The organism is Stenotrophomonas sp. YJH_SMC_79, from assembly GCF_059367995.1.
Genome location: NZ_JCAFRK010000002.1, coordinates 763,010 through 787,028, shown reverse-complemented (window position 1 = coordinate 787,028; position 24,019 = coordinate 763,010). Strand labels below are relative to the sequence as shown.

Here is a 24,019-nt window from a genome sequence, read left to right as displayed (position 1 = left end):
CCGAGCATGGGCTTGGCTCTACAGACGCACCAGCCCCCATACGCCGGTGATGGGTGACGTACCGTCCGCGACCTGTTAACTTGCGCGCAACTTTCGTGGTTTACAGCATTCCGCATGTCGCTCCCGTCTCACCGCCCCACCCCGTCCCTGCTGTTCCTGGCTGTTTCCCTCGGCCTGGCTTCCACCGCCGCCGCCGCCCCGCAGGCCACCACCCTCGGTGCCGTACGGGTCACCGCTGCCGCCGATGCCAGCGCCCAGGCGCGCGAGGCGTTGAAGCGCGTGCCCGGCGCCAGCAACGTCATCGACGTGGCCAAGGCCGGCAGCCGCCTGTCCTCCAGCGCCGATGTGCTGGCCTACCAGCCGGGCATCAGCGCGCAGTCGCCGGGCAACGAGGGCACCAAGATCTCGATCCGTGGCTCGGGCATCAATCGCGGGCCGGGCGCGCATGCCTCGGGCATCGCCGTGTCGATCGACGGCCTGCCGCTGACCGGACCGGGCGGCACGCCCTACGAGCTGCTGGAACCGCTGTGGCTGTCGCGCGTGGAGGTGCTGCGCGGGGCCAATGGTTTCGAACGTGGCGCGCTGGCACTTGGCGGTGCCATCGATTACGTCAGCCGCAGCGGGCGTGATTCGGCTGGCGTGCAATTGCATTACGAGGCCGGCAGCCGTGGCTACCAGAAGCGCGGTCTCAGCTGGGGCGGCGTCAGCAGCGACGTCGATTACTTCCTGGCCTACACCGATACCGAATTCGACGGCTACCAGCGCCATGCGCGCGGCGACGGCAAGGGCGCGATGGCCAACATCGGCTGGCAGATCACGCCCGACCTGCAGACGCGCTTCTTCGTGCGCTATCGCGAAACCAACCACGAAACACCCGGACGCCTGACCCGCGACCAGATCCGCAATGACCCGCACGCGGCGAACGCAGCCAACCTGGCCATCGATGCGCGCCGCCCGCAACCCGGCAGCACCTGGGTGGGCAATGTCACCACGCTGCAGATCGATGAGGACTCCTCATTGCAGGCCGGGCTGGTCTATCACAAGTACCCGATGGACTTGAACGAGAGCCTGTACCGCCAGCAACTGGACTACGCCAACCTCAACGCCACGCTGGACTATCGCCACCGCCACCGGCTGTTCGGGCTGGACAGTGAAACCACCGTCGGCCTGCGCGTCACCCACGACCTGGACGCCGACGTGCGCGAGTCGCTGCGCTTTGCCAGCAACGGCTATGCCGCCGGCACGCGCACGCGTGATTTCCGCCACCACGGCACCGACAGCACGCTGCACGTCGGCAATACCCTCACCTTCAACGACCGCCTGCGCATGGAGACCGGGCTGGCGCTGATCAACACCCGCCGCGACGTGCAGGTGACCTGGCCAAACAGCGGCGGTCAACTGCGCGATCATGACTGGGACTACGCGCCGCGGCTGGGCTTCACCTGGCAGTACAGCCCGCACACGCAATGGTTCGGCAACCTCAGCCGCTCGGTGGAGGCGCCGCATCCGTGGTCGATGATCTGGGGTTCCAACCAGTACTTCGGGCCGGGCAATGGCCCCTCCACCGGCCGCCAGCGCGCGCCGGTACCGATGCAGAACCAGACCGCCACCACGCTGGAACTGGGTGCGCGCGGCGACGCTGTGCTGGGGCGCTGGGAACTGACCGGCTACTACGCGCACATCAACCACGAGCTGCTGAGCGTGGAGCTGCAACCGGTACCGAACCTGTTCATCGCAGAGAACAACGCCAGCCCCACCGTGCACCGTGGCATCGAAGCCGGCTTGGACAGCACGCTGTGGCAGGCCGCGCCGGGGCGCCTGTCCTTGCGCCAGGCGTACACCTTCAGTGATTTCCGTTACCGCCACGACGCGCGCTTCGGCAGCAACCGCCTGCCGGGCCTGCCGCGCCACAGCTACCAGGCCGAGCTGCGTTTCGATCACGCCTCCGGCCTCTATGCTGCACTGAACGCCGAATACGCCTCGCGCATCGCAGTGGACTACGCCAACAGCTACTGGGCCGACAGCCATGTGATCTTCGGCAGCCGCATCGGCTACGACGCACCCGGTGGCCGCTGGCAGGCGTGGGCGGAGATGCGCAACATCGGCAACCGCCACTATGCCGCCACGGTCACGCCGGGCTACGACGACGCCGGCAAGGATGTCGCGCGCTCGACGCCAGGCGAAGGCCGTGGCGTCTATGCCGGCGTGCGCTGGCGCTTTGACTGATCGCCTCAGGCGGCGCCGGATGTGATCCGGCGCCGTCATTCCAGGGTCAGCCAATACGCCAGGCCGGCAGGCGTTCGCTGCGCTTCCAGATGGAGGGCGCGAAACCAATCAACACCAGCGCCGCCAGCCACTTCGGTGAGGTATTGAGCAGTGTCGAGGTGAGCGAGCCATCGACGGGGGTGGCCATTTCCTGCCACGGGTTGTAACCCAGGTAGACGACGCTGCCAGCCCACCACAGCAACGCCGCACCGACACCCACCAGCAGCAGGGACAGCGTGCGGCAGGTCCAGCGCTGCGACGTGGTGCCCCATTCCCGCGACGCCGCGATCAGCAGGCCCACCACCAGCAGCGACACCAGTGCAACCAGCCCGATATCGACCTTGTGCCCGATACGCTCATAGCTGCAGGTGCGGCATTGGGCCTCCTCCGCGGCGGTAGCGGCTTCGGCGGTATCGGCCTGCCCGGCTGCAGGCTGCGCCAGTGCTGCAAACGGCATCAGTACTGCCAGCAGCGTCACCATGATCCAACGAAACAACGTCCTGTTCCTGCGTGCAGCGACATCCATGCGCTCTTCCTCGTCAGTGGTTGTACGTCCAGGGCCGCAGTACGCGGCCGTCCCATACGCCGCCAAGACCTCGTTCCGGGGGGGCGGCCATCCAGCGTCCTTGTTCGCGATGCAGTACGACAAGCTCCCGGTAGACGAAATCGCCGGAACACGAATCCCAGGCGACCGCGATCATAGCCCACTGCCCATCGACGCTGAAAACGGGCCGGGTCAGATAGGCGAAGTGGTCGTATGTCCGAGTCGGCCCATGCTCCGTTGCCCCGCATCCCTGCTCCCGCAGCGCTCGAAGCCCCGCGCTGTCCATCCGCTGCGCACCAGCCAATGCGGCGCTTGGCACTGACATGGAACGGCGATTGGCGGGAACCAGGTCCGCCTGCAGCTGCAACCGCAGCGCATGGATGTCAGGCGGCCACCGGTCGTCCAGCGGCAGGACCAGATCGTCCACCTCCTGGCAGGTGGAGGCACTGCTGCCCGGCCAGCAATAGGGCAAGGTCTGCTCCATCACGTAGATGTCCTCCCCCACCGCGTCGGTCAACTGCGGCTGCTCCTGCGGGCGCCATTGATCGACGCGCGTGGACGGCGTCTGCGGTGCGCTGGGCACCGCGCTCAGCGAGGTTGGCAGAACTGGCGTTGGCTGCGGCAATGCGGGTGGGAGGGGAAATGGCGGCCTCTGCCGGATCGCCAGCGCCATCGCCTCAGCCTGCATCTGCGCCGTTCCCAGGTTAACCGGTGGCGGACCGATCGCCTGCTGCCACCTCGGGCGCAGGCTGCAGATCCCGGCCATGAGAGCCAAAGCCGACAGCGCCGCCGCCAGCGATGCAATGCGCCGCCAGGCGATCCGTTGTTGGCAGTCACGGCCTGGCTTGAAAGACGTATCTGTCATCACGGCTCCGGCAACGCGGGCCACAGGCCGTGTCCAACGCTCATATGGCGGACAGGCTCCACTCGAATGCGCTCCCATCCGCCCTTCCTGCGGTGCAGAAGGTAGAGGCCACGCATACCCGTTCCGCCGCTGCACAGATCCGAGGCGATCGATGCCATTGCCCAGTTCCCGTCCAGGCTGAACACAGGACGCTGCAGATAGACAACGCCCAGATCCGGATTGCCCGGTCCGCCCATGCATCCCTCGATACCGCGCGCGCGTCGTTGCTGAAGCTCGTCCCACGTCATCCGCTGCGCCCGCACGTGTGCAAGCTCAAACGCGAGGTCGGGTACCCGTACAGCCCGACGGTTCACAACCTGCAGCATCGACTCCAGATGCTGCTGCAGTTGAAAGGACGCTGCACTGTCATCATCGCGCCACTCGACGACGCTGTGGCGAACCTGGCAGACCTGGGCGGGTTCTCCTTCATGGCACGAAGGCACGGTCCATTCCATCACAGCGAATGGTATGTCGGGCTCCCAGCCGCGCGGCTCGAAGTGTGCTGGCTCGACGTCTTCCAGCGGCACCGCCGCGGTCGCGACCCCACTGTTACCGGTCAGCATCGGGAAGGAGACTGCCTTGATTGGAGTCGGTGGTACGGGCGGATTTCCTGGTGGTGTCGGTCGCAGGTCGATGAGCTCTGCCATCACCTCGGCCTGCATCCGTGCCGTTCCCAGATTGATCGGAGGCGGGCCGACATCCTGCCGCCACTGCGGGCGCACGCTGGCCATCAGCGCTAAGACTGCAACCATCGATAGAACGACCGTTGTGGCCAGGACGCGTTTCGGTGCAATGCGCTGTCGCATGAAGATCCTGGAAAAGTGAAGCACAGGGGAAATCGCCCGGAACTGCAGTACTACCCGTCCAGCACTACCGCCATCGGGCAGCGCAGGCGCCGGTCAACGCGACGATCAGGGCCACCCGCGTGCGCGGCCAGCCGCACGCACGACTTCACTGCCGCGGCTCCTGGGCAACTTCAATGCACTGATGGAAAAATGCCGCGAGTTCTTCATGCCGCCGCCAGCGGGCGCGTGGCATTGCGGCCAGGGACCTCAGAAACCTGATACTGCATGCGGACATCCTTGCCGGGCATGCGTAGGCGGTGGTGGGCGGATTCTAGCGCGATGGGGCCGCGGGTCCATCACCCACGGGCCGCACTGGCGCCGGCCTTGGACCCGCGCGCCGGCGGCTGGATTATGATTCTGCACCAGAAAAAGCAAGCGCCACGGCATGCACGCCTCCCAGTTCACCCGCGCCACCGCCCTCGCGATGTTCGTTCCAATGATTGGCCTCGCCGGTTGGGGTTCGTGGTTCGGTAGCCGCTGCTTCAGCGATGGCTGCCTCGGCATCCTGCTGGCATGGCTTGCCGCCGTGGCCACCTTTGCGGTGCAGGCGTTGCTGGTGCTCCCGATGCATGCCTGGGCCCTCAAGCGGCAGGGAGCCCCCGCCTCTCGCAGCTACCTGCGTTGGTTTGGCGCGTCGGCCATCGCGGCCTTCCTGCCCATCGCGCTCGGCTGGAGCTACATGCTGATCTTCAGATGATCTGCTGCGCGTCTCCCGCACACGAATAGCCGGATCAAGGCGGCGCGGTCGCCTTCAGCAACTGCGCTGCGACCTGGTCGAACGGGGCGACGTCCTGCAGTGCGCGGCACATCGCCACGGCGCCTTCCACGCTGGCGATCACCAGGCTGGCCAGCCCATCCGCCACAGCAGGTTCGTGGCCGTCGGCGATGAAGGCTGCGGCCAGATGCCCCTGCCAGCGCGCGAACACTTCGGCAGCGGCAACACGTGGCTGGCTGGGCACGGCTTCCACCGGCTCTTCCACTGCCGCAGCCAGCACCGGGCAGCCTGCGCGGAAGTCGGAACGCAGCAGACGCTCGCGCCACATCGCCAGGAACTGCTGCAGGCCCTGCACCGCCCCGCCCTTCAGCAGCTCCACCAGCAGCGCTTCTACCTTGTCGCCGGCCATGTGGGTAGCGCGCGCCAGCAGCTCCTGCTTGCCGCCGGGAAAGTGGTGGTAGGTCGAGCCCAGCGGCGCCTCGGCCAGCTTGGTCACTTCACGGATGCTGGTGGCATTGAGACCCACGCGCGCCAGCATCTGTGCCGCAGCATCAATCACGCGTTGTGGCGCATCAGAGGGGCGCGGGCTCATGGCAGGCTCCTTGCCAGGACAGTCGTCATAGATTAGCGTATCGGCGATTCTATAACAGTCGTCATAATCATGAATCTCTGGTTCCGCCTGTTCCATCTGCTGCTGTGCAGCCTGTTCCGGCCGAAGCTGGAGGCCCCGTTCGGGGTCTCGCGCCTGCAGTTCCGGGTGCTGCCCAATGATCTGGACAGCAACCTGCACATGACCAACGGCCGCTACTGGAACATCTTCGACCTGGGCCGGCTGGACCTGATCCTGCGCATGGGCCTGGGCCGGGTGGCGCTGCGCGAGAAGTGGGCACCGATCGTCGGCGCCGGCACCATCCAGTTCCGCCGCGAGCTCAAACCGTTCCAGCGTTTCACCCTGGAAACGCGCCTGGTGGGCTGGGTCGGCTCGCGCGGCATCATGGAGCAGCGCGTGCTGATCGGTGCCGAGCAGAAGATTGCCACGCGCGCGCTGCTGGTCACCGGCATCTACGACCGCCGCGCGCGCCAGTTCCTCGGCATGCCAAAGATGATGGAAGCGATCGGCGTGGCCGCCCCGCCGTCGCCGCCGCTCAGTGCGGCCGCCGAAGCGCTGCTGGCCGCCGATGCGGCGTTGAAGCTGGACGATGCCTGAGGCAGCTCAGCCGACCTTCGGCATGTTCTTGGTCACGCAATGGATGCCGCCACCACCACCGGCGATCGCATCGATATCCACCTGTTCGATCACCCGGCCCGGATACATGTCTTCCAGCAGTTCACGGCAGTAGCCATCGGCTGCGTCGTCACCGAACTGCGGCGCGACCACCGCGCCGTTGATCGGCAGGTAGTTGATGTAGCCCATGGCCAGATCGTCGTTGTCGCGGGTATGCACGTTGTCGCGCCCGTCCAGTGGCGGCGGCAGGGTGTGCACCTGCAGGCGACGGCCATCGGCATCGGTGGCCCCGCGCAGAATGTCCAGGTGCTCGCGGGTCAGATCGTAGTCATAGGACTCCGGATCATTGTCCAGGTTGGCGATCACCACGCCCGGCCGCACGAAACGCGCATAGAAATCCACGTGCGCATCGGTGATGTCTTCGCCGGCGATGCCGGGCAGCCAGATCACCTTGCGCAGGCCGAGGTGGTGCTTCAGCTCGGCTTCGATATCCGCGCGCGACCAGTCCGGATTGCGATTGCGGTTCACCCAGCAGCTTTCGGTGAGGATGGCCGTGCCGTGGCCATCGACTTCGATACCACCGCCCTCGCCCACCAGATCGCTTTCCAGCAGCGTGGCACCCGTCACCTGCGCCAGCCACGGCGCCACCGCGCCATCGTTGCGGGCGCTCTGCTTGCCACCCCAGCCATTGAAGTTGAAATCAACCAGGCCCAGCCCACCCTGGCCATCGGTGACGAAGCAGCCGCCGTAGTCGCGCACCCAGATGTCATCCAGCGGCACCTCGAGGAACTCGATGTTGTCGCGGCCGCAGCGATCCTGCGCCAGCTTCCGCTGCGCCGGACGGCACAGCACGCTGACCGGCTGGTGGCGAGCGATGGTGCGGGCCAGGCGGGCGACGGCGGTATTCACCGCGTCGGCCTGCGCACCCCACACCCGCGGTTGCGCGGCGAAGGCCAGGAAGACGCGCTCCTGCGGGCCGTGCTCGTCGGGCATCCGCCAGATACCCGCGCCCGGCCCCGCCGCAGCGACGCGGCCCGGCAACCCTGCCAGGCCGAGGGCGGCCAAGCCGCCAAGACCAGCGGCGCCGGCCAGTTGGGTGAGGAAGTGACGACGGCTGTTCATGACAGGCTCCATGGCCGGTGTGGGATGGACACCATGCTGCGCTTGCAGACACATAAGAACAAACGATAGATTCAGCCGACAATTGAACAGCTCTCCTTATCAGCAATGCTCAAGCACTGGCCACCGCTGAACGCGCTGCGAGGTTTCGAGGCCGCCGCCCGCCTGGGTAGCTTCCACAGGGCGGCTGAGGAACTGCACCTGACCCAATCGGCCATCAGCCAGCAGATCCGTGGCCTGGAGGCCTCGCTGCAGCAACCGTTGTTCTTCCGGCAGGGCCGCAGCGTCACCCTCACCGACGCCGGCATCGACCTGCTGGAAACCACGCAGGCGCTGCTGCGGCAGCTGGCCAGTGGTATCCGCCGACTCGATCAGTACCGCAAGCCGAATCAACTGATCGTCAACACCACCCCGGCCTTCGCCCGCCATTGGCTGGTGCCGCGCCTGGCCAGCTTCCACCGCCTGCACCCCGACGCCGACCTGTGGCTGCTGACCAGCGAGGAAGCACCGGATATGACCACGCAGACGCTGGACGTGGCGGTACGCGACGACCTGGACTCACAGGCCCAGTGCCAGCACCGCGTGCTGCTGCAGGATCGCCTCTTCCCAGCCTGCCATCCCGACCTGCTGGCCACGCCCATGCATGAGCGCCTGACCCTGCATGGCGAGCGCGAGATGGACTGGAGCCAATGGCAGGTCCAAGGCGGCGTCGATGTCGGTCAGCGCCGCGAAGGCATGAATTTCTCCGAGCCCGGGCAGCTGCTGGATGCCGCATGCCAGGGTCTCGGCATCGCGCTGGTCAGTGAACTGCTTGCCGCTCGTGCTTGCGATCAGGGCCTGCTGCAGCCGCTGGATGAGGCACGCGTGCGCGGCCCGCGCTGGAGCTGGCTGGTCCACCAGGACAGCGCTGCCGATCCGCTGATGATCAGTTTCTGTGAGTGGTTGCTGGCGAGCCTGCCCGCTGCGGCTACCGCTGCTCCAGCGCGCGTGTGACCGCTGCCTCGGCCAACGGCGCCATCACCGCATACCCCTTCGTGGTGGGATGCACACCGTCTTCGGCCAGCTGCGGATCCAGGCCGCCGGCGGCATTGACCATCGGCGTGTAGTAGTCCAGATAGACCAGCTGCTTCGCCTCGGCGTAGCGCTTCAAGGCCGTATTCAATGCGCGCACCTTCGGCGCAGGCGTGATGCCCGGCATCCACGGGTACTCGCTCACCGGCAGCACGGAGGCCAGCACCACGGCGATGCCATGTGCACGGGCCAGCTCAACCATCGCGTGCAGGTTGTCTTCGATCATCCCCTGCGTGGATGGGCCGGTATTGCCGGCGATGTCGTTGGTGCCGGCCAGGATCACCACCACCTGCGGCTTGAGCGCCAGCACGTCCTGGGAAAACCGCACCAGCATCTGTGCCGTGGTCTGGCCGCTGATGCCACGATTGAGCCACCCCTTGCCGGGGAAGAATCCAGCGCTGCCTTCCCTGCCCCAGCCTTCGGTGATGGAATCGCCGAAGAACACTACGCGTGGCTGCCCGGATACTGTGGCAGGCAACTGTGCGTTGGCACCGCGATAGCGCTGCAGCTGCCCGAAATCCGCAACGGTTCGCTGCAGGTACTGCAGTTCGTCCTGGCTGAGTTGCTCGACGGGCGTGGCCAGCAGTCCCGATACCGCTGGAACCTCACCCGCCTCCACACTTGTGCAGACAACAAGCAAGCCGAACAGAAGGCTGCAACGCGTTGCACTTCGCATGTTTTTTTCCTTCAAAGTAGTGGCGGCCGGATCGGCAGGGGAACACGTCCGAGGCCCGCCCGCCCTGTATCCCGGCCGGACAGACCGACCCGGTGGGGAAACGCGTTTTCGGTATCCGTCTTCAATCCACCCCGGACGATGATCAGATCAAATGTCTTGGGGCCGGAGGCGAACTGCAGCGTACCGCCTCGCGGTCCTGGGGGGGTGCCATTGACACTGAATTGATTCACCGGCCCAGACCTGAGAATCAAGCGGGGCCGGTTGCCAGCGGCTTCGCGCCTCAGTATGCGACGGAGCAGGATCAGCAGGAACCTGTTCAATGCGTACGCCTTGCTGAAGTGCCCAGAATGGGTAATCAGCATCACTTCCTCGACATCGTCGCGGAGCTTATCCAGTACGGCCGTGGTCACTTTCCCGCCGACATCGCCAGAATTCAGCAGCTTCCTGGCGACAAGGGCAAAGCGCCTGTCCAGACGTTTGTAGATCGTCGGCGAGGAACTCCAGGTGGCTGCCATCGTCGCATGCATGTCCGCCGTTGCCAGCTCGCGCATTGCCTGGCTGATTTCGACTGACCCGCCCACCGCAGCATCCTTGACGATTTCGTCCCATGCCTCAAGCGGATGAGCAACCTTCAACAGGCAGCGCAGTGCATCCTGCAGAGCGCCGTCGCCGGAACCCAGGATGGCCACCCGTGGACGCCAGTGCTCGTTCCCCGCAGGAGGCGTGAACCCCAGACGAGGCTTCATGACCTCGTCGCAGTCCCAGAATCCCGTATTCGAGTAGGCCGGTGGGCACTCCAGGCCCTCGGCATACTGGTTCTTCTCTTTCGCGTAGCCCATGGCGTAAATCACGAAGCGGAAGTGGTGCGCCTCGGTGTTCGATGCGGCGGTGATATACAGGGCAGGCAACGGGCGCGCTTTCAGTGGAATCGCATGAACACTCGCCGGCCCGATTGTCATCTGCTTCAAACCTTCCTTTGACCGCTGCTCAAGCGTTGCTCCCCTGATGAAACAGGAATCACTCCGGATGTGAGATTGCGAACCCCAGTTCGCCGCATGCTGGATCCAGCCAGCCACCGTGGTTGCGTAGGCTGTATCGATCGCGCTGCCTACAGCTGCCGCCGGCAGGGGCTCATCCATATGAATCTGCAGCCCCACGCCCGCAGCGCCAAACGCGGCTGACCGCAGCGGGTAACGGTGGTCGGCATGATTGCTGTGCGGCCATTCGTACATGGCCGCACTGACATATCTGGCGGCGGGTGAACGCAGTACTCCGCCCACGCCAGCCTGTGAGTCGGTGTCCATGAGAACGAAGCGCAACTCGAGCCGTTCGGCCTCAAGCGCCGCGGCCAGGCCCGCTGCCCCGGCACCGCAGATGAGCAGGTCGAAGGACGGACCGGGATCTGTCTTCACTGCATCGGCGCCGACCGCACCCAGGGCGTGAAGCTGCTGGATCAGCATCTGCGCCCGCACGATCTGGTCGCGGATGCTGATGTTGGAGAACCGATAGCTCAGGTCGAACTGTCGCGGCGCGATCTTCAGCGCAAGCAGGGTCAGCACATCCAGTGCGTCGTCAGGTGCGGAAACAGGGATGACGGCGCTCATCACAGGTTCTCCAGAATATCGGCCAACAACTGCGGATCGGCTGAAAACAGAACCGGGTGACCAAGCACTTCCATCACGCCGCCACGCCCCGGCCCTGGTCCATCGCGATCATCGGGGCCTCGTGGTCCTTCACCGTCTCCTCCGTCTCCGGAACCACCGTGGCGACCGCGACCGTCATTCGCCACAGCACCCGGTGGCTCGTTGCGATGCCGCGGCCATGCGTCATCGTCATCGTAGGAGATGTCGCCCCAGTAGGCATCCCGCGCCTCGACGCCATCAAGCGGTGGAACGCGTCCCTCTGGGTCCACGATTGAATCCATTACATCGTGCATCCACGCGCCGAAAGGCCACCGGTGCGGTTCGCGATCAACTTCACCATAGGGATCTTTGTCGCCAAACAACTCAATCAGGCTACGGACAAGTACGTCACGCCGGCCGCTGAAAAGCTCGGTTACACCGTCCAAACCCACATGGACCAGGACCACCCGTGTGTCTTCCGGCACAAGACCAGACATCTGTTCACGGCGCATCGACCCGAGCATTTGGCGCAGGTATCCATCTTCATGATCCAGCACCACGCGAACACTGCAGCGCACGGGGCCGTCGTGCCATACATACGTGTTTTTCAGGTAGCCGCCCTGATCCACGCCGTACAACCGCGACAGGAAAATCCGTGCAAGCGCACGGAACTGGGAAGGGGAGAATCGCCCCTTCACTGGATCTGAAGGGTGCCACCGATAGGGGAATCCGCGCCTCCGCGGGCCCAACAGGCGAAGCAGGTCCTCCACGAATGGATTTTCGTTTGGATCAAATCTGTGCACGTCCGTGCTCCTTCCGCGTTGCTGCGATCATGGTTTCGTTCGTGTCTAACAGCTCAGCGTGCAGCCGTACGCGCCGCCACACCGGTCACCTTCGCCGGCATCCACATGCCCGGCGACCAGCCGCTGGCCGCCAGGATCGTCTTCGGATTGTCCTGCTGGATCAGCGCACGCACTGCGTCACGCTTGTCCTTGGCCTGCAGGTAGTAGGCCTTGGCGATGCGGTAGCCCACCCAGTACCCCAGGTCGTAGGGCTCCGGCGAGCCCGGCTTGTAGTTGTACAGCCACGGCGACAGATCGGTACTGTCCAGATCCAGCGCGAACGCGCTTTCGATATGCACTTCCCTGCCACGGGTCCAGGCGGCGTGGCGCCCGTTGCCGACGTTGCCGGAAATCAGTTCGGTGATGAATTCGGCGATGCCTTCGCCCAACGACACGCGCAGCACTGTCGCGCGCGGGTCACCCGGCTCGAAGTCGGTCAGGCCGGTCTGCTGGATATGCACGTATTCGTGTGCGATCACATGCACGAAGCGGTCCTGCACATTGGCATTCATGAAGTCGGCCGCGCACAGCGCTTCCAGACCGATGATCACCCCGCTCTTCGAGGTCAGCCCCACGGGACGGCCGCGGCCCACCGCGATGGTCACCGGCGGGAACCGGGTCTGCGGGTAGATGGCCTGCAGGTTGGCGAACACCTGTACCAGGCGCTGCTTCACCGCCGGCAGCTCGGCCAGGCAGTTCCGGCCCTGCGCGTACAGCTCCGGCTGGCTGGCGATGGACTCGGCAATACGCTCTGCGGTGACCCGGCGCGCCTTGGCCAGCTCCGCCAGGCCAGCCGAGCCTTCGGCCATGTAGCCACGCAACTGCGCAACACTGGGTTTACCGCCGGCGCTGTCGTAAAGCGCATAGAAACGACTGACATCCTCGGTGAGGATCTGCGGCCCCGCCGGTACCGCTGCGGTCGCCACGCCCATCGCCCCGGCACAGGCCAGGGCCAACAGGCCGCGCAGGATCATGAACATCGCTCCGTCCTTGGTGGAGTGCATGCGAAGCGCGCAATCTATCACTCCGCCCGGCCCACTGCAGCAGGCGGATGCGGGCGCCCCGGCGCTGTGCCAGACTCGCTTCGGCACCTGCCATGGAAGATGGAGCACCGCACGATGATGATCGTTCCCGCGTACTGGGCCGAAGCCCGCCTGCAGGCCCGTTTCCGCGGCCGGCCGGTGGTCGTGCGCCGCTTCGGCTGGTCAGACGAGGGCCCTGCCGAGGCCCAGGGTCACGCCGACCGGCGTGCCAACGAAGCACTCAATGCCATCCTTGCCGGGCAGGCGCTGCCGCGCCGCGAAGTACGCAGCAATTACGGCGTGGAGGGCGTACCGATCCGCGAGCAGATCGTGCAGCGCGACGGCGATGTCATCATCACCCGCAACAGTTACGGGGCACTGTGCCTGAACTCCCCGGACGTGCTGTTCGCCGACATCGACCATGCGCAGCCGCCTGCGGGTTGCGTGATGCCTGCGATCATCGCGGCAGTGCTGCTGTTCGCCGGCGCCATCATCGGCACCCTGCTCTGGCACTGGCTGGTGGGACTGGTACTGGGGGTGGCAGCGGTACTGCTGGTCAACACTGCGATGCTGATGCAGCGCAAGCGGCGCCTGGCCGCGGCCGGCGGCGCCGAAGGCGTGGCCCTGCAGCGGGTCGCGGCCTTCAGCGAACAGCACCCGGACTGGCATCTGCGCGCCTACCGCACGCCGGCCGGACTGCGCGTGCTGGCCATGCATGCCACCTTCTCACCCGAGGACGAGCAGCTGCAGGCGTTCTTCAAGGCACTGGGCACCGACGCCCTGTACGCGCGCATGTGCCGGTTGCAGCACTGCTTCCGTGCACGACTGACACCGAAACCGTGGCGCGTCGGCCTGAAATACCGCATCCGCCCACCGGTGGCGGCGTGGTCAGCCGAACAGGCCAACAACCCGGACCGCCTGGCCTGGATTGCCGAGTACGAAAAAAAGAGTGCTGGCTTTGCCGCCTGCGCTTATCTGCGCAGTTTCGGTGATACCACGCGCATCCATGCCAAGGCCGAGCACGTGCGCGAACTGCACGACCGGTTGGCACACGTGCAGGGGCGCCTGCCGCTGGCGTGAGGATGGCAGGCCTTCAGTCAGCGCCCTGCACGAAGGGCTGCCCTGCCAGGGTAGTGCCCAGCCGCACGGCAATCTGCTGTTCGCCCTTCTCGAAGGTCGTCGCGCACTGCTTCCCGCCCTTCTGGCACCCCACTTCCGGAAAGCCCTCCAGTGATTCCGGCGCGCCCTCCACCGGCTTCACCTGCCAACCGGCCGCGTCCAGCAGGCGCTTGGCCTTGGCGTAGGGCATGCCGGCGATGATCCCCAGCTGCGCCAGTTCGGCGGGCAGCGGCTGAGCACCCGCAGTTGAGACCAGGAACAACGACAACGTTGCAGCAAGAAGGATGGCTTTCATTGCACCGACCCGGGACGGACTTACAGGTTCAGCCTAGACCATTTGCATGGCACGCGAATGTGCCGGTAACACGTCGTTACCGAGTCTCCACAGTTGATTGCAGAGCACTTGCAGCTGTTTACAGGCGAACGGGCAGCCGAGCCTAGGCTCGGCGCTGCAGCAGGATGCAGGAAGGCCACCCGGAGGTGGCCTTCCTGTTCCCTTACCTGGCGTTCTTCACATAGGTGTCGAACCAGTTCAGCATTTCCGATACCAGCTGCTCGTTCGACTCCAGCGCGGTGTACCAGTGCGGCTCGTTCGGCAGCATCACCAGGCGGGTGGTGCCGCCGTTGCCACGGATCGCCTGGTACAGCTTGCGCGACTGGAACGGCTCGGTGCCCGGATTGGCGTCGTCCTCACCGTGAACCAGCAGCAGCGGCAGCTTGATCTTGTCGGCGTAGAAGAACGGCGAGGCCTTCAGGTACACGTCCTGCGCCTGCCACACCGAGCGGCGTTCGTTCTGGAAGCCGAACGGGGTGAAGGTCTTGTTGTACGAACCACTGGTCGCCACGCCGGCTTTGAACAGCGTGGTGTGCGCGATCAGGTTGGCGGTCATCAGGCCGCCGTGGCTGTGGCCTGTCACGCCGATGCGGTTGCGGTCGACCACGCCCATGTCCACGGCCTTGTCCACCGCCGCCTTGGCGTCGGCTTCCAGCTGCTCCAGGTAGGTGTCGTACGCGTTCTTCGGGTCACCCACGATCGGGAACGAGGCGTTGTCGATGATCGCGTAGCCGGCCAGCAGCATCAGGCGGTACGGCTGCAGGCGGGTGAAGGTCTGCTGCGAACCGGACACTTGGCCGGCCTGAGCGGCGTTGGCGAAGTCGGCCGGGTACGCATACAGGATCGCCGGCACGCGCTGGCCTTCCTTGTAGCCCGGCGGCGTGTACAGAGTGAACGACAGGTCCACGCCGTCGGCGCGCTTGTAGGTCACCAGCTGCTTCTTGATCTGGCGCACTTCCGGGGTCGGGTCGACCAGCTTGGTCAGCGCGGTCGCGGTGGAGGCGAACTGCGCCTCGCCGGTCTTCGCATCGGCCACTGCCTCACCCTGCTGGCGGATGAAGGCATTCGGCGGATCGATGACCGACTGGTGCCAGGTCAGGTAGCGCCCCGGCGTGCTGCTGAAACCGAGGAACTGTTCGTAGGCGTCGGCACTGCTGCGGAACAGGCGCTCGCTCTTCAGCGTGCCCAGGTCCAGGCGGTCCAGGAACGGACGGTCGCCCTGCGGCGACGCGCCACGGCCGCTGAGGAACACATGGTTGCCCTCACGGCGCACGACCTGCGCGCCATTCGGAAGGCGGGTGAAGACCAGGTTGCCGGGGTTGCCGTACAGCTCATCGCTGGACATGTCCCAGAGCAGGCGGCCTTCCTTCTTCGGCTGGTCCACATCGACGATGCGGGTCTGCATCCAGTGGCGGTTCTCGTCGTTCTCGTACTGGAACGCCACGGCCGGATCGGCGGTCCACGCAAAACCTTCAAAGCGCTGCATGGTGCGGGTGATTTCGGTCGGCTTGCCGTTGAACGGTGCCTTCAGCATCAGCACGCGGTCGCGATGCGGCACGCTCACCTTCCAGTCACCCTTGTCCAGCGCTTCGGCATAGACCAGGGTCGCCGGATCGGTGGCACGCCAGTCGAAACCGCGCGGGCCTTCCGGTACGCCGTGCACCGGCACGCGGTCCGCCAGCGGCAGGCTGGCAATCGGCGTGCTGCGGCCATTGCTCACGTCCAACACCGCCACGTCGTTGGCGAAGCGCTGGTAGGTCACCGCATGCGAGTACGGCGCCTTGATCGATTCGGTCAGCACGTGCACGCCATCGGGCGCGGCGCTGACTTCGTTGAACAGCGCCGGCTGCCCGACCGGACGCACGCTGTTGGCGGCGGTATCGACCACGGCCAGCTGCGAAGCGCCGTAATAGGCGAACAGCTTCTCGTCATGCACGCTGGTCAGGGTGTCGCGGGCTTCGTAGGTGCTGCTCTCGCCACTGCTGCCCAGCGACTCCTGCGCATCCGGACCGGTCGGCACACCACCGTTGGACGGCGCCGGGCGCTGATTGGCCGGCACCAGCTTCACCAGCAGGTTCTGGCTGCCGCCCAGCCACTGCACCGTGTAACCGAAGATCGGGTTCAGCTGCACGTTCGGCACCTGCTTCACCTGACCGGTGGCGGCATCGCCCACCCATAGCTGCACGCTGGTATCGACTGCGTTCTGGAAGGCGAAGTGGCTGCCATCGGCCGACCACAGCGCGCCGGTGGCGCAGCCCTGCGGCAGGTTGACCTTGGTCTCCTTGCCGCTGCCGATGTCGATCAGGGTGAAGTCGGCCACGCAGGCCGGAATACCGTAGCCCCCGGGGGTGTCATGGCGGCTGCGGTTCTTCGGCTCCAGGCGCACGCCGGCCAGCTTCAGGTACGGCTGGGCAACGCGGCTGATCGACGGATAGGTCTGCGCAGTAGTCAGCAGCAGGCGCTGGCCGCCCGGGGCCACGTTCGGCGCCGGCGGTGGCGGTGCCTTCAGCACCTTGAGCAGGTGTTCCGGCGGCTTCGCGTAATCGGCAAGGGCCGGGCCAGCGGCCAACAGGCCGACTGTGGCAACGGCAATGGCCGCCGCCAGAGAGGTTCGACGGATCAGCATCCTTATCCCCTGGGGTGTGATTGGGCGCCCGAGGACGGGCAAGGGCCCGAATCTAGCACCGCAGGGGTTGTCGTGAATGGGCCGGAAGGGCTAGTGGCCGGATGGAGCAAAGTGCAGCTCCGGGAGGTGCCGGGAAATTGCCGGCACCTGCCAGGCATGGCCTGGCACTACTGCTGGGCGTGCAGGTCCCAGGTGGCCAGATAATCCGGGTCAATCACGATCATGCCGCTGTTGCGCATGCGGTACTCGCCGGGCTCGGCCGGCTGGTACTGGTCCAGCATCGGCGGCAGGTAGCGCTCATGGCCATCGTTCTCATCAGCCAGGACCACGCCTTCGTCGGCGCTGATGCGCAGCACGGTGCCGGCATATTGTTCAAGGCCCTGCACCTGACCGTCCCCCCCATAACGGGTAACCCCGACCAGCACCAGCTTGCCGATCATTTCCTCGACCTTGGCATCATCCAGCGGTGGCAGCATTGGATTGAATTCGTCGCTCATCGGTGCACCTCCAAAGCCTGCAGGAACATCATGGACAAGGCACATTGAAAGCGGGCGTCCAGCGGAATCGCGGAGCCGGCAGACAACTGCCGAGGTCCGGATACACGATGGACACGTCTGGACAAGTGGCGCGTACGGCGGCCTCCTTGCCGGTGGAAGGCCCTATCGGGCCAGGGTCAACACCACCCGTGCTGCATGCAGGGTGAAGCGTGACGGCTACGCTGTAGCTGCATGACGGCCTCCTGTTGAAGGTCACACGCGTGTGGAACGCTCCTTGGAAACCGATGCTGCCACCGCTGAAGGAAGGACGAAGTGAAGACCACGCTTCAAGCGCGCTTAACCTCTGCTTCATCCGGATGGCCCTAGGGTCAGCCTTCAATCTGCAAGGAACGCACATGCCCCGGTACGCATTCATACGACCGTGGACGCTCGCATTTTCAGCGGCCGCGCTCAGCGCCTGCGCACATGCCGCCGACCGCATGCCGACTTCTCAAGGAACCGACGCCATGACCCCTGCCGTATCCGAGACCACTTCGCCCTCCCCGCTCAATGCCGAGCAACTGTTGTCGCGCCTGCTGGACCTGATCAAGGCAACGACCTCCACCCGCGAGCTCACCGTCGAACGCCTGTCCGCGGCAATGCAGGCGCCAGCGCAGACCTTCGGCCCCGGCCACTTCGGCTATGGCGGCACGCTGACGCCGGAATGGGGCTATGGCCTGGAAGTGCGGCGGGCCGGCACCGCCGACGCGCGGCTCGACCTGAACTTCATGGACACCAGCAGCGATCGCAAGGCCTCGGCTGCGGCGATCTGCCAGGTCGACTTCAACCACTTCGCCTCGGCACTGGATGCCGCCGGCTTCAAGCGCGAGACGGTTCGCGGCGAACACGGACGGGTGATCTACGACCGCTTCGATCGACCGCAGCTGAGCATCAAGGTCGACACGATGCCCGAGAACCCCCACGCCCTCGGCGACGCCACGCATGCCTGCGTGCGTCTTGTCACCGTGCAGTAAGGGGAGCCATCAAATGACGATCCTCTCCGCAGAAACGGAACGCCTGCTGGGCGAGTTCGCCGGCAGGACCGACGTCACCAGCGACCAGGTCGACAACCTGCGCAGCGTCATCGCGGGCTCGCCGGTGCTGGCAAAGCAGGTGGACGCCGCCATCGCGGCAGGCCATCTGGAACGCTTCGAACTGTTGCCCGCCACAAGCAATGCGGGTGGCACCTACGAGACCAGCACGAAATCCATCAACCTGCCCGCCAGCAGCTTGTCGACCCCGGCGGCACCGGACAGGTTCGACGCCGCCGAGGTTGCCTTTGTGCTCGGTCACGAGATCCAGCACGGCTTCAACGATGCTGATGTCGAGCGAGCCTACGTGCAGTTCGATGCCGACGTGGAGCAGATCGCAGGCCGTACCACCAGCCATGATTACACCGAGGCCATCGGCACGCTGCTCGCGGCCAACCGCCGCGATGAGGCCTCTTCGAACATCGCGGGCTGGAATGCGCTGGTCAGCCAGGTACGTGCCAACAATCCGGACGCTACCCTGCGCGACCTGTATGAAGCCAGCACCCGCTCGACAGACGTCATCCAGTCGCGCCCCGGCCCGCCGATCACCTATGCCCCGCACCCGGAGCTGACCCTCAATGCGGACCTGACCATCTCCCCCACCGCAGCCAACATCGAGGGAATGGCCAGGCACTATTACGATCAGGGCGTCAGCACCGGCCTGGGCCATCATGGGAATTCGGACTACCAGAATTTCTACGGCGCCCAGGCGATCGAACTGGCCAGCGGATACGAGGCCGCGAATCCAGCGCCCGACGGCGTCAGCCGGATGGAAGTGAACATGAAGAAGCTGGGCCTGGACGAGCGCCTGCTGGAGCAGAACGGGCTCAACCTCGGCGAGGGCTCGCCCCCGCGCCAGCCCTACTTCGACACCAGCACCTCGCCGTCGACGTTGCATTACTTCGACCACACCGAAGGCACGCATGCACATGTCCCCATCACCGCAAAGCAGGCCTCCGCAGGTGATGCAATGGCGTTGCCGATTGCGGAAGGCCGTGACCGTACCCTGCACGAGCAGATCCGCGACAAGGTAGCGGCGCTGGATGCTGCCAACGGACGCAGTTTCGATGCGTCCAGCGAGCGCCTGAGCGCCAGCCTGCTGGTGCTGGCCCGCGAAAACGGGCTGGACCGGGTCGACCATGTGGTGCTCAGCCGCCAGACCGATGGTGCGGGCGCGGCGCAGAGCATCTTCGTGGTGAAGGGGCCGCTGGATGATCCGGCCTCGCTGCGCGCGTCATCGCCCACCGCCGAGGCTGTGCAACGCCCCGTACAGGACAGCCTGGATACGCTTGCCGTGGTCAACCAGCGACAGGCCGATCAGGCCTTGCAGGAGCAGACCCGCACGCAGGTGCAGGAACAGCAGCGTAGCGCGTTGTCACACTGAGGGCAGAGGGCGGGGAGCCGCCGCGGCATCGCCCGGCGCTCCCGTCCCGGCAGCACGCTAGAATGCGTCCATGCGCACCGTACATGCCCTCCGCTACATCACTCCCTTGCGGGAAGGTGGCTCCCTGCCGGCCGTGGTCGAGACCGACGACGACGGCATGGCCGTACTCAAGTTCCGTGGTGCCGGCCAAGGCCCGAAGGCCTTGATTGCCGAGCTGATCGCCGGCGAGATGGCGCGCACGCTGGGCCTGCCGATTCCAGAGATCCTGTTTGTGGAACTGGACCGCGAGTTCGCCCGCACCGAACCGGACCCGGAGATCCAGGAGCTGATCCGCGCCAGCGAGGGCCTGAACCTGGGCTTGGACTACCTGCCCGGCGCGATCAATTACGACCCGGCGGCGATGCCGGTGGATGCGGACCTGGCCTCGCGCATCGTCTGGTTCGATGCATTCACCAGCAATGTCGATCGCACCACGCGCAACCCCAACCTGATGGTGTGGCACCGCAAGCTGTACCTGATCGACCACGGCGCGGCGATGTATTTCCACCACGACTGGGCCAACGCTGGCGATGCCTGCGAAAAGCCGTTCGTGCTGATCCGCGACCATGTGCTGCTGTCGTTCGCCAGCCGTATCGCCGAGGTGGATGCCGAGCTGGCCGCGCGCCTGACCGATGCCGAGATCGAGCGCATCGTCGGCCTGGTGCCGGACAGCTGGCTGGTCAACGAGCCGGCATTCGACAGTCCGCAGGCCTATCGCCAAGGCTATATCGACTATCTCAAGCATCGCCTGAAAGTGCGTGCGGTGTTCGTGCAGGAGGCCATCCGTGCCCACGCTGCACACGTATGACTACGCGGTCATCCGCGTGGTACCGCGGGTGGAACGCGAGGAATTCATCAACGTCGGGGTGATCGTCTCCTGTCCTGGCGCGCGACATCTGGAGGCGGCCATCGAGATCGATCCTGCGCGCCTGCAGGCCTTCGCGCCGGCGCTGGACCAGGAGGCGCTGCAGCCGTGGCTGGATGCGATCGTGGCCATCTGCCGCGGCGACGCCAGCGCCGGCCCCATCGCGCAATTGCCCGCTCGCGCCCGCTTCCACTTCCTCACCGCCAAGCGTAGCTCGGTCGTGCAGATGTCGAGCACGCATGTCGGCCGCACGGCCGACCCGGCGGGTGTTGTGGAACACTTGATGACGAAGATGGTGCGGGTGCCGGCGCCGACTGGGTGACGTCGATTGGGTGACGATGCCTGAGTGACGTCGATTGGGTAGAGTCGACAGTTAGTCGACTGCCGTTTGCGGAAAGATCAAAGAGCCCGCGCTCTGCGCGATAGTCGACTCTACCCGCCCCACTCCGCGCTTCCCACATCCAGTGCAGGAGTGGACGCCCGGATGCGGTTGCACCTGCGGCAGGAGAAACCGGCGAAGCGTCAGAACCGGAAGCGCCAGCGCAGTGCAGAGCAGCAGGCATCCGACAGCCTTCGTGGCAGTTCCTTTTCTGGGATCCCTGTACGCATCCCAGGCCAAGGATCCGCCGCCGCAGCCACGCTAGGGACTCTGCCGCAAAACCTCAACCGTCACGTCGAATGCTTCGATGCGTTCCCACTCGCTCCGCTCATGCGGCAGCGATTCCACACCCATCCCGATCTGGTACCTCACCGTGTCTGCACCTTCGCACCAGCTGTACGGCGCACCATTGCTCCAGCCACAGCAGGTGTAGCGCAACATCGGCATGCCGAACGTCGCATGCAGATACGCCTCGACCCGCTCGGCACGGGCGCCTGCAACGCGGTAGTGGGCTTGCATGGGTTTGATGTAGGACGCGTCGTCCTGGCTGCAGCCCACGTACTCCAGCCCTGCCGGCTTCCGGCCCATCGCCTGCAGGAAATCCTGGCATTCGATATCAGGTCGCGCCAGGCCATCCGCGCGCCCTTGCACCTCCCACTCGGCCAACGCCTGCGCAGGTGTCTGTTGCGCAAGCGCGCTGGCGCTGGAAAAGGACGCCAGGAGCAGGAAGCGGGTGGCATGCTGCGGCAACGGGAGAGACATCACGGGGCGAGTCCTTCGCATGGGAACATGGGGACGCTGATCGATGCCACGCTATCGCCTTGCCATCGTCTGCTCAGTAAATCGTGCCACGCAGAAGTCCAGGAAGCTGCGCAGCTTGGGGGTCAGCTGGCGATCGCGCGGGTATACCAGGTTGATCCAGGTCGATACCGGCACATGGTCCGGGAGCACTTCGACCAGCTCACCACGCGCCAGCGCGGCGGCAAGCATTTCGTAGGGCTGCAGGATCAATCCCAGACCACCCACGGCCGCCGTCAACAGCGGCTCGGCCTGATTGACCATGAAGCGGCTGGACACCGGCACGCTCAACACGCTGCCATCGGCATCGCGGAAGCTCCAGCGGGTGCGGATGATCGAATGCGCGAAGCCCAGGCACTCGTGCCGGCTCAGGTCACTCGGGTGGGTAATCGGCGGACGCGACACCAGGTAGGCCGGCGATGCGCACAGCACAAGCGGATACGGCCCCAATCGCCGTGCCACCAGCCCGCTGTCGGCCAGGTCACCGGTACGGAACACCAGGTCGTAGCCGTCCTCGACGATGTCCACCAGGCTGTTGGACAGGTTCAGATCGACCTGCACATCCGGGTACTGCTGCATGTAAGCCACCACTGCCGGGCCGAGCGCGTGCACGCCAAAGGTGACCGGCGCGCTGATGCGCAGGCGTCCCATCGGCCGTCCGCGCGCCACTTCCGCCAATTGCTCGGCGCCCTCCACTTCCTCCAGGATCACCCGTGCCCGTGCCAGATAGGCCTGGCCGAAGTCGGTCAGGCTCTGCTTGCGCGTGGTGCGGTTGAGCAGGCGCACGCCCAGATGCTGCTCCAGCGCCTGGATGTGCTTGCCGACCAGCTGCGGCGACAGGTCCAATGCCTCGGCAGCGGCGGCGAAAGAGCCGACCTCGGCTACCTTGGCGAAGGTCCGCAGGGGAACGATCAGGTCCATTGCAAACAAATGTTTTCCAATGAAACACCAGATTACCCCTTATTCTGGTTGCAGACTACGCGCACAGTAGTGCCCACCCTTTCGCCGGCGCCCTCGTCGGCCCTTCCTCGGAGTCCCCCATGAGCCAGGTTGTCCGCATCCACGAATATGGCACCGCCGATGTGCTGCGCATCGACGATATCGACGTTCCCGCACCCGCCACTGACGAGGTCCAGATCCGGGTGAGGGCGATCGGCCTGAACCGCGCCGAGGTGATGTTCCGCAACGGCGCCTATCTGCAGGAAGCGCAGTTCCCCAGCCGGCTGGGCTACGAAGCGGCCGGCATTGTCGAAGCGGTCGGCAGTGCGGTGAGCGGCTTCGCAGCAGGCGATGCGGTCAGCGTGGTACCGCCGCTGGACATCGCGCGCTGGGGCACCTACGGCGAGCTGGCCAATGTGCCGGCTCGACTGGCGGTCAAGCACCCGCAGGCGCTGGACTTTGAAACGGCTGCTGCGGTGTGGATGCAGTACGTCACCGCCTGGGGCGCGCTGCTGGAGCAGGCGCACCTGTCCGCCGGGGATTTCGTCATCATCACCGCTGCCAGCAGCAGCGTTGGCCTGGCCGCGATCCAGATCGCCAATGCGGTGGGCGCCACGCCGATCGCGGTCACCCGTGGCCCGGGCAAGCGCCAGGCCCTGCTCGATGCCGGTGCCGCCCACGTCATCGCCACCCAGGAGCAGGATCTGGTGGCCGAAGTAGCGCGCATCACCGGTGGCGCCGGCGCCCGCGTGGTGTTCGATCCGATCGGTGGCCCGCAGTTCGTTCCGCTGACCGAAGCGATGGCACGTGGCGGCATCCTGCTGGAATACGGCGCGCTGAGCAGCGAACCCACGCCGTTCCCGCTGTTCAACGTGCTGGGCAAGTCGCTGACGCTGAAGGGCTACCTGTACTCGGAAATCGTCTCCGACGATGCCGCGCTGGCGCGTGCCAAAGCCTTCATCCTCGATGGCCTGGACAAGGGCGTGCTGGCGCCGATGATCGCCAAGGTGTTCCCGTTCGCGCAGATCCAGGAAGCACACCGTTACCTGGAATCGAACGAGCAGATCGGCAAGGTGGTGGTCACGGTGTAATCCCGTGTCGTGCAATGGGGGCGGCCCA

24 protein-coding genes are annotated in these 24,019 nt (G+C 65.7%); 10 read left to right on the top strand and 14 right to left on the bottom strand.

From position 1 onward, the window contains the following. Positions 1-114 precede the first annotated feature (114 nt). Positions 115-2,226, top strand: coding sequence for a TonB-dependent receptor family protein (locus AC5P57_RS10390; RefSeq protein ID WP_495219561.1), 2,112 nt, complete (start codon positions 115-117; stop codon positions 2,224-2,226). Between the two features lie 46 nt (positions 2,227-2,272). Here the strand turns inward: AC5P57_RS10390 and AC5P57_RS10385 are convergent, their stop codons facing one another. Genes AC5P57_RS10385 through AC5P57_RS10375 form a run of 3 tightly spaced genes read right to left on the bottom strand, consistent with a single transcriptional unit; the run spans position 2,273 to position 4,519 of the window. Next, positions 2,273-2,791, bottom strand: coding sequence for a hypothetical protein (locus tag AC5P57_RS10385; protein WP_315974196.1), 519 nt, complete (start codon positions 2,789-2,791; stop codon positions 2,273-2,275). 13 nt (positions 2,792-2,804) lie between these two features. Continuing rightward, positions 2,805-3,674, bottom strand: a complete 870-nt coding sequence (locus tag AC5P57_RS10380) for a hypothetical protein (protein WP_262234888.1) — start codon at positions 3,672-3,674, stop codon at positions 2,805-2,807. Next, positions 3,674-4,519 carry an energy transducer TonB gene (locus AC5P57_RS10375; protein WP_262234887.1) on the bottom strand — a complete coding sequence of 282 codons (846 nt, stop codon included), beginning with the start codon at positions 4,517-4,519 and terminating at the stop codon, positions 3,674-3,676. Before AC5P57_RS10375 ends, AC5P57_RS10380 begins: the two co-directional genes overlap by 1 nt. A 424-nt stretch (positions 4,520-4,943) precedes the next feature. On the opposite strand from AC5P57_RS10375, the gene AC5P57_RS10370 reads away from it, so the two are divergent. Beyond that, complete coding sequence (locus tag AC5P57_RS10370; protein WP_262234886.1) at positions 4,944-5,255, top strand: hypothetical protein; 312 nt, start codon at positions 4,944-4,946, stop codon at positions 5,253-5,255. A gap of 34 nt (positions 5,256-5,289) precedes the next feature. Here AC5P57_RS10370 and AC5P57_RS10365 read toward each other — a convergent pair whose 3' ends face one another. Further along, positions 5,290-5,865: a TetR/AcrR family transcriptional regulator gene (locus AC5P57_RS10365; protein WP_262234885.1), complete on the bottom strand. Its 576-nt coding sequence runs from the start codon at positions 5,863-5,865 to the stop codon at positions 5,290-5,292. A 69-nt stretch (positions 5,866-5,934) separates the two neighbouring features. On the opposite strand from AC5P57_RS10365, the gene AC5P57_RS10360 reads away from it, so the two are divergent. Continuing rightward, positions 5,935-6,480, top strand: coding sequence for a thioesterase family protein (locus AC5P57_RS10360; protein WP_262234884.1), 546 nt, complete (start codon positions 5,935-5,937; stop codon positions 6,478-6,480). 6 nt (positions 6,481-6,486) lie between these two features. Here AC5P57_RS10360 and AC5P57_RS10355 read toward each other — a convergent pair whose 3' ends face one another. Beyond that, positions 6,487-7,620 (bottom strand): agmatine deiminase family protein, encoded by a 1,134-nt coding sequence (locus tag AC5P57_RS10355; RefSeq protein ID WP_099552347.1) that lies wholly within the window; start codon positions 7,618-7,620, stop codon positions 6,487-6,489. Between the two features lie 105 nt (positions 7,621-7,725). Here AC5P57_RS10355 and AC5P57_RS10350 point away from each other — a divergent pair, with 105 nt between their 5' ends. Then, positions 7,726-8,610 carry a LysR family transcriptional regulator gene (locus tag AC5P57_RS10350; protein WP_262234883.1) on the top strand — a complete coding sequence of 295 codons (885 nt, stop codon included), beginning with the start codon at positions 7,726-7,728 and terminating at the stop codon, positions 8,608-8,610. Here AC5P57_RS10350 and AC5P57_RS10345 read toward each other — a convergent pair. Genes AC5P57_RS10345 through AC5P57_RS10330 form a run of 4 tightly spaced genes read right to left on the bottom strand, consistent with a single transcriptional unit; the run spans position 8,585 to position 12,808 of the window. Continuing rightward, positions 8,585-9,364, bottom strand: coding sequence for an SGNH/GDSL hydrolase family protein (locus AC5P57_RS10345; RefSeq protein WP_099552349.1), 780 nt, complete (start codon positions 9,362-9,364; stop codon positions 8,585-8,587). The genes AC5P57_RS10350 and AC5P57_RS10345 overlap by 26 nt on opposite strands. 11 nt (positions 9,365-9,375) lie before the next feature. Continuing rightward, the gene (locus tag AC5P57_RS10340; RefSeq protein WP_262234882.1) at positions 9,376-10,968 is read right to left on the bottom strand and encodes an FAD-binding protein; all 1,593 of its coding nucleotides are present in this window, start codon (positions 10,966-10,968) and stop codon (positions 9,376-9,378) included. Continuing rightward, positions 10,968-11,789 (bottom strand): hypothetical protein, encoded by an 822-nt coding sequence (locus tag AC5P57_RS10335; protein ID WP_142806305.1) that lies wholly within the window; start codon positions 11,787-11,789, stop codon positions 10,968-10,970. The genes AC5P57_RS10340 and AC5P57_RS10335 overlap by 1 nt, the downstream gene beginning before the upstream one ends. A gap of 53 nt (positions 11,790-11,842) precedes the next feature. After that, positions 11,843-12,808, bottom strand: a complete 966-nt coding sequence (locus AC5P57_RS10330; protein WP_262234881.1) for a DUF2268 domain-containing protein — start codon at positions 12,806-12,808, stop codon at positions 11,843-11,845. A gap of 138 nt (positions 12,809-12,946) precedes the next feature. Here AC5P57_RS10330 and AC5P57_RS10325 point away from each other — a divergent pair, with 138 nt between their 5' ends. Next, entirely contained in the window at positions 12,947-13,930 is a 984-nt protein-coding gene (locus tag AC5P57_RS10325; protein ID WP_262234880.1) for a hypothetical protein, read from the top strand. A gap of 13 nt (positions 13,931-13,943) precedes the next feature. Here the strand turns inward: AC5P57_RS10325 and AC5P57_RS10320 are convergent, their stop codons facing one another. The 3 genes from AC5P57_RS10320 to AC5P57_RS10310 form a co-directional block, all read right to left on the bottom strand. Continuing rightward, positions 13,944-14,264 (bottom strand): hypothetical protein, encoded by a 321-nt coding sequence (locus tag AC5P57_RS10320; RefSeq protein ID WP_262234879.1) that lies wholly within the window; start codon positions 14,262-14,264, stop codon positions 13,944-13,946. Between the two features lie 202 nt (positions 14,265-14,466). Continuing rightward, positions 14,467-16,929 carry a S9 family peptidase gene (locus AC5P57_RS10315; protein ID WP_262234878.1) on the bottom strand — a complete coding sequence of 821 codons (2,463 nt, stop codon included), beginning with the start codon at positions 16,927-16,929 and terminating at the stop codon, positions 14,467-14,469. Positions 16,930-17,096: 167 nt separating this feature from the next. Continuing rightward, positions 17,097-17,426 (bottom strand): hypothetical protein, encoded by a 330-nt coding sequence (locus tag AC5P57_RS10310; protein WP_142806309.1) that lies wholly within the window; start codon positions 17,424-17,426, stop codon positions 17,097-17,099. Positions 17,427-17,932: 506 nt separating this feature from the next. Between AC5P57_RS10310 and AC5P57_RS10305 the strand changes: the two genes are divergently transcribed. The 4 genes from AC5P57_RS10305 to AC5P57_RS10290 all read left to right on the top strand — a co-directional run bounded on the left by AC5P57_RS10305 (position 17,933) and on the right by AC5P57_RS10290 (position 21,106). Further along, entirely contained in the window at positions 17,933-18,439 is a 507-nt protein-coding gene (locus AC5P57_RS10305) for a hypothetical protein (RefSeq protein ID WP_262234877.1), read from the top strand. Positions 18,440-18,452: 13 nt separating this feature from the next. Then, the gene (locus AC5P57_RS10300; RefSeq protein ID WP_262234876.1) at positions 18,453-19,880 is read left to right on the top strand and encodes an XVIPCD domain-containing protein; all 1,428 of its coding nucleotides are present in this window, start codon (positions 18,453-18,455) and stop codon (positions 19,878-19,880) included. Between the two features lie 70 nt (positions 19,881-19,950). Continuing rightward, positions 19,951-20,727 carry a HipA family kinase gene (locus AC5P57_RS10295; RefSeq protein ID WP_021202746.1) on the top strand — a complete coding sequence of 259 codons (777 nt, stop codon included), beginning with the start codon at positions 19,951-19,953 and terminating at the stop codon, positions 20,725-20,727. Further along, on the top strand, positions 20,705-21,106 hold the full coding sequence (locus AC5P57_RS10290) for a DUF3037 domain-containing protein (RefSeq protein WP_262234875.1): 402 nt from the start codon (positions 20,705-20,707) through the stop codon (positions 21,104-21,106). Before AC5P57_RS10295 ends, AC5P57_RS10290 begins: the two co-directional genes overlap by 23 nt. Before the next feature lie 318 nt (positions 21,107-21,424). Here the strand turns inward: AC5P57_RS10290 and AC5P57_RS10285 are convergent, their stop codons facing one another. Together AC5P57_RS10285 and AC5P57_RS10280 are read right to left on the bottom strand one after the other, a co-directional pair. Continuing rightward, complete coding sequence (locus AC5P57_RS10285; RefSeq protein WP_262234874.1) at positions 21,425-21,913, bottom strand: DUF4952 domain-containing protein; 489 nt, start codon at positions 21,911-21,913, stop codon at positions 21,425-21,427. A gap of 63 nt (positions 21,914-21,976) precedes the next feature. Then, on the bottom strand, positions 21,977-22,882 hold the full coding sequence (locus AC5P57_RS10280) for a LysR family transcriptional regulator (protein WP_099552361.1): 906 nt from the start codon (positions 22,880-22,882) through the stop codon (positions 21,977-21,979). 119 nt (positions 22,883-23,001) lie between these two features. On the opposite strand from AC5P57_RS10280, the gene AC5P57_RS10275 reads away from it, so the two are divergent. Beyond that, positions 23,002-23,991 carry a zinc-dependent alcohol dehydrogenase family protein gene (locus AC5P57_RS10275; RefSeq protein WP_262234873.1) on the top strand — a complete coding sequence of 330 codons (990 nt, stop codon included), beginning with the start codon at positions 23,002-23,004 and terminating at the stop codon, positions 23,989-23,991. The last annotated feature ends 28 nt before the right edge of the window (positions 23,992-24,019 follow it).